We start from the raw sequence: 4,108 nt of genomic DNA, 5'->3' as shown, positions 1-4,108 counted from the left end.
GTGACACGGGCCGGCACGGCATCGGTCAGTCCGAGATCGTTGGCGGCAGTCATGCCATCCACCAGCAGACGCAACTGATCGCGGCGGGCGATAGCCTCGACCACAGCACGATAGTCCGGAATAGTGGGTCGCTTCGTCAGCCGGTTGAGCGTCGGTTTGTCGTAGAGGCCCCGGTCGATGCGGCGCAGATCACCGGCCTGAACCATGCGTTGCAGGGTTTTGTCGATGGCGTCGCGGTTGCCGAGCTGTGCAAAGTCGGTCGGCACCCAGACATGGCCTGGGCCGGCGGTATCGATTTGCGCAGCGATGTTGGATTTGAGATCAGACATGATTTTATCCTGTCCGATATTTGTACATGTTTTTCGGACTAATGACAAGCCATTCGTCCGAAAAATGGAGTTTTTTTTCGGACACCATCACCCAAGGCAGTCTGGCGTCCCGGCACATGGTGCCGTCGGGCTCGCGGGCGTTGCCCCGTGCCTCTCGCCAAGTCGCGGCCATGCGGCTTTGATCCCTGATACCTCTGACCCTTTGGGTCTGCGCGTGCCGCTTGCCGTTGAGGCAGTGGAGTGTGTGGGAGGCGGCCTTGCTGCTCCCTTCAACGTACCACGTCGTTCTCTCCGTCAAGGGCTGCGCGTGCCCGGCACGCTGATAGACAGATCGACTGGAGAAAATGTTTCAAGTAATCCGTCACCGGAACAGCAGGGCTGGACGGAACGTCCTATGGATGAAATCCGGGACATGGGTCCGGATGCCTGGGATCGAGCATGGGCAATACGGATGCCGGAGGGGAAAATGCATCTTCGGAGCAGGTATCATGAACGCCCGTTATCTGTTGATGATCGGAGCCTTGGCCTTGCCGCTGGCGGGTTGTGCCAATAACCCCTATGCCAGTAACGGGACAACGGCGGATGCCACTGGTGGCGCGGCCCTGGGCGCACTGGCCGGGGCGGTGATTGGTAACCAGACAGGCGCCCCACTGGCCGGAGCGGCGATTGGTGCTGGTCTGGGTGGACTTGCGGGTTATGGTGTGGCCCATGCCGGCCAGGCTACCCAGAATGAAGTTCAGCCCGGCTATTACGCACCGCCGACCAATAATCCCCAATGTCCCCCGGGTTATGTCTGCACCCCTAATCAGCCAGCGCCTCCACCGCCACCCCCGCCGTGTCCGGCAGGATATACCTGCACGCCGGACAACTGAGCACATAGGCAGTTGTATCTCCGCGCAACGATGTATTACCATTTCCATGAACGTAATACTTTTGGAGATACGCGATGCATTCAACGCTCACGCAGAAGGGACAGGTCACCATCCCGAAATACATCCGGGATACCCTGCACTTGTCGCCAGGTTGTGCAGTCGAGTTTGCTGTAAATCGAAATGGCGAAGTGGTGATAAACCGGGCTGAACAGCCGGATACTTCCGGAGTAAACCCCTTCGCGGCCGTACGAGGTAAGGCGGATATCCCGTGGCGTACCGATGATTTGATGAAGTTGCTGCGTGGTGATGATTGATCCTGGTAGACACCAACGTTCTCGTCGACATTCTGGAGGATGATCCCAAGTGGGCGGAATGGTCTTTATCCCAGATGTACGACCAATCAAAAATTCATCGACCCGTCATCAATCCGATCATTTATGCGGAGCTCTCCCTGACCTTCTCGACGCATGAGGCCCTGGATGAAGCGATTGGCGCGATGCGTCTGGAGATCATCGATATCCCCCGACCCGCCCTGTTCCTCGCCGGCAAGGCCTTTGCCCAGTATCTCCGACGGGGTGGTCAAAAGCAGAATGTGCTGGCAGATTTCTTTATTGGCGCGCACGCCGCCGTTTCGGGTTTTCCCATTTTAACCCGTGACAGTCGCCGATATCGGTCCTATTTCCCTGCACTGAAGATTACCTCGCCAGACCCATAGCATCGACCGGAATATCACCGTCCGACCGTGTACCAACAGTCCGACAAATCCCTATAACCCCTTTGTGACTTTCGCAAAGGGGTTTTTATGTTTTTGTCTGACGAGGATCTTGATATAGAGAATGCCTGGCGTTTCTCCAGTCAGGATCCCAAACTCTGGAAACTGGATGGTTCCGCCTTCTGGCCCCTGCTCATCCTGTTTTTCCATTTCAGCGTGCTGACCCTGATACTGGCCGTGGTCAGTATTGGCCTGTTTGCCTGGCTGCAACGCAAGGGCTACACCCCTGCCGTGGCCTGGCGAAGACTGGTGCGGTTTATCTTCGGCAATACCCGCCTGCGTGGCCCTGTATGAAGGACCGCCTGAGTTTCCGGACAGGGGATGTCTCTCCCTTTTCCCAGATACTGCTGGAATCGGTGGAAGACTATTCCAGTACAACCCGTTACGCCATCGATCATCTGAGCCGGGCGGTCCATCCCGTACTCATGATTGCCCACAAGAGTGGAGTACCCCTTTTTGATCCAGTCAACGCGGTCTGCCAACTTTCCTATGGTCCAGAGGAAATACAGGAAGCCACGCCACAAGTACAGTGGCCTTTCCGCCTGAAATTCCATGTTGCAGAAACTGTTTGTGCCTTGCCAGCTCAAGATCCGCTCCAGATAGAAGCGGCTTTCCCGCAGACGATACCCCCGGCCAAACAGAATGCGGCCCTGCTGGACACCATTGCTGCCGGCATTGATCGGGAAACCCATCCGGTCCAGAAGGAAACACAGACTTTCTCCCCACCGCTGCAGGCCGATATTTCCAAACCACTCACCCGGCAGGCAGAACCGATACCCTCCGATGACGCTCCTGAAGCACGGCCGCGCCGTCTGAATCAAAACATGCTGGACACGTTCGGCGCCGGACTGGATCGGGAACCCCCTACTGAACAGCAAATTGCCGAGGCCCGGGAACGCATAGCCGCCCGTATCGCCGCCAGCCATCCCCAGTTGCAGGACACCCAACCGCCTGCGTCTCCCATATCCACTCCCCTGAATGAGGACATCCCATGAAACCAATCTATGCCTGTGATGACGGCTACGGAGAAATCAAGATCATCCACCGGGCTGAAGGCATCCTGCAAAGCTTCAGTACACCATCCCGTGCCCAGAGCGGCGATTACCAGCAGATTGAGATCGGCGGCGCCACACCGACAGACAGCACGGTTTATGTGACCAAAGGGGAAGCCTACACCGTTGTCGATACCCTGCAGACCGAAGATACCCGCTTCGCCGGTTTTGCCCTGTCCAGCCTCAACCGGGTGCTGGTGGCACATGCCCTGCGCCAGGTAGGCGCTCCTGAAGCGTTTGAACTGGTCGTCGGGCTGCCCCTGCGTGATTTTTACTGGGATAACGGCACCCCCAACCAGGATCTGATTGCGGCCAAGCGCGAGACCCACCGGATTCCCGTGCAGCTGCGCACCCTGGAGGGTGATAGCGATCTGCCCGTACCGGCCAGAGTGCATGTGCTGCCCCAGTCGCTGGTCGTCGCCATGCAGTCACCGGGCGAAGATCCCGATCTACCCATCGCCGTGGTGGATATTGGCTCGCGGACCACCGATATTACGGTCGTACAGAATGGCAAGGTCGATTTCAGTCGCTGCGGCACTTTGCCGGACCTGGGCGTGGCCGCTGCCGTAGACCGGTTTCAGACGGCCATTGAGGAAAGGCGTGGCAAGCGTCTGCCCAACCGTAAAATTCTCCATGGTGCCCTGATCCAGAACAAGCGGATTCGCATTAACGGGGCCGAGATTCCCGAGGCCGATCAACAGAGCGCCCGAAAAGAGGCCTTAAAAGAAATCGCGGGGCGTATCCAGCGCGGCGTAGAGCGGCATGCCCGAACCCTGGAAGACTGCGATCATGTCATTCTGATCGGCGGCGGTGCCCTTCTGCTGGAGGGGCAATTCGACTGGCCCCATGCCCAGCTGCACCCACAGGCGGTCCATGCCAATGCCATGGCCTGGCTGGAGACCCTGGAGTCGGTATGACCCCGCCTGAAACGGACAATCCGCCAGCGGCGTCAGCGTCCACGGATACAGAATCCTCTATAGAGCAGGACTTTCGGGATCATGTGCTGTTCATCCTGCAGCATGAACGTGAAGAACGCGTCCGCCTGGATATGGCCCTGCGCGAACAGGTGCCTGTCTCTTATAC

7 protein-coding genes are annotated in these 4,108 nt (G+C 58.0%); 6 read left to right on the top strand and 1 reads right to left on the bottom strand.

All coding sequences use genetic code 11. The features are described 5' to 3' along the window. A partial coding sequence (locus Q0C48_RS09325; RefSeq protein ID WP_291523694.1) for a DUF6088 family protein occupies nt 1-329 on the bottom strand: 329 nt, incomplete at its 3' end. Between the two features lie 488 nt (nt 330-817). Between Q0C48_RS09325 and Q0C48_RS09320 the strand changes: the two genes are divergently transcribed. From Q0C48_RS09320 to Q0C48_RS09295, 6 genes are all read left to right on the top strand, one after another. After that, a complete protein-coding gene (locus Q0C48_RS09320; protein ID WP_291523693.1) occupies nt 818-1,201 on the top strand; it encodes a glycine zipper family protein in 384 nt (127 codons plus the stop codon). Between the two features lie 74 nt (nt 1,202-1,275). After that, nucleotides 1,276-1,515, top strand: a complete 240-nt coding sequence (locus tag Q0C48_RS09315; protein WP_291523692.1) for an AbrB/MazE/SpoVT family DNA-binding domain-containing protein — start codon at nt 1,276-1,278, stop codon at nt 1,513-1,515. After that, a complete protein-coding gene (locus Q0C48_RS09310) occupies nt 1,512-1,916 on the top strand; it encodes a type II toxin-antitoxin system VapC family toxin (protein ID WP_291523691.1) in 405 nt (134 codons plus the stop codon). The genes Q0C48_RS09315 and Q0C48_RS09310 overlap by 4 nt, the downstream gene beginning before the upstream one ends. A gap of 87 nt (nt 1,917-2,003) precedes the next feature. After that, a complete protein-coding gene (icmT, locus tag Q0C48_RS09305; protein ID WP_024894369.1) occupies nt 2,004-2,267 on the top strand; it encodes an IcmT/TraK family protein in 264 nt (87 codons plus the stop codon). Beyond that, nucleotides 2,264-2,968, top strand: a complete 705-nt coding sequence (locus tag Q0C48_RS09300) for a hypothetical protein (protein WP_291523686.1) — start codon at nt 2,264-2,266, stop codon at nt 2,966-2,968. The genes icmT and Q0C48_RS09300 overlap by 4 nt, the downstream gene beginning before the upstream one ends. Next, nucleotides 2,965-3,942 carry a ParM/StbA family protein gene (locus tag Q0C48_RS09295; RefSeq protein ID WP_291523684.1) on the top strand — a complete coding sequence of 326 codons (978 nt, stop codon included), beginning with the start codon at nt 2,965-2,967 and terminating at the stop codon, nt 3,940-3,942. The genes Q0C48_RS09300 and Q0C48_RS09295 overlap by 4 nt, the downstream gene beginning before the upstream one ends. Nucleotides 3,943-4,108: the final 166 nt, after the last annotated feature.

Origin of the sequence: Acidithiobacillus sp. (genome assembly GCF_023255755.1) — a bacterium.
GTDB lineage: Bacteria > Pseudomonadota > Gammaproteobacteria > Acidithiobacillales > Acidithiobacillaceae > Acidithiobacillus.
The sequence above is the reverse complement of the archived record's forward strand: the minus strand, read 5'-3'. Positions and strand labels throughout refer to the sequence as shown.